Genomic DNA, 794 nt, shown 5'->3' with positions numbered 1-794 from the left:
CAATAACCCTTCGATCATTTCCTGAAAAACTGACCCATCGACACCATCGGGATGATCTTCAGTCTTTAATAGAAAGGGTACAACGGATGAAATCAGAGCCACTTTTTTAATATCTTGTGCCTGATAGCGACTTAAGTAACGCGCGATTTCTCCACCTCCCATTGAAAAACCAACCAACGTAACATCTGTTAATTGTTTGTCTTCAATGATGCCGCGCAAATCGTCTGCCAATGTGTCGTATTGATACCCAGACCATGTTTGTTCAGAGCGCCCAAAACCACGTCGATCATAATGAATGACACGATAGCCAGCTTCGACAATTTTCATCGCAATCCAGTCCCAGCTATCAGAGGATAAAGGCCAGCCATGAATTAAAATAACAGGGTCGCCCTGTCCCCAGTCTTTTATATAAAGTTGTGCTTTTACATCGAGTGTTTCATATTCATTTTCAGTGACTGACATGGGTATTATTCCTTTAAGATGGCATACCCTTTTGAATCTACGTGTGATCAGTTTAAATTGATAAAGCTAAAATGTTGATATTTTATACAGTACGTGAAGCTGTGTAGACTTTACGTTTTTATGCCATGAACACTTACTCTCATGAAAATCCAGAGTTCATCAATAAATTAGCCTGATGCAGTAAATATATAGGAGAAACAATCAAATGCTATGCTCATGATTCACCCACATAATTCATGCAACCTCTACATTTCGTTGCGAACTGTATTAGTTCAACAACAGTTCACCAATATTTCATATTTTTAATCATTGTTATATTTGCCCTCATTCAG

At 38.3% G+C, this 794-nt stretch carries 1 protein-coding gene; it reads right to left on the bottom strand.

Translation table 11 applies throughout. The features are described from left to right. A partial coding sequence (locus JR005_RS10190; RefSeq protein WP_218664992.1) for an alpha/beta fold hydrolase occupies window positions 1-462 on the bottom strand: 462 nt, incomplete at its 3' end. Window positions 463-794: the final 332 nt, after the last annotated feature.

Origin of the sequence: Acinetobacter sp. Colony158 (genome assembly GCF_019264745.1) — a bacterium.
GTDB lineage: Bacteria > Pseudomonadota > Gammaproteobacteria > Pseudomonadales > Moraxellaceae > Acinetobacter > Acinetobacter ursingii.
This window is presented reverse-complemented; position numbering and strand designations above follow the sequence as displayed.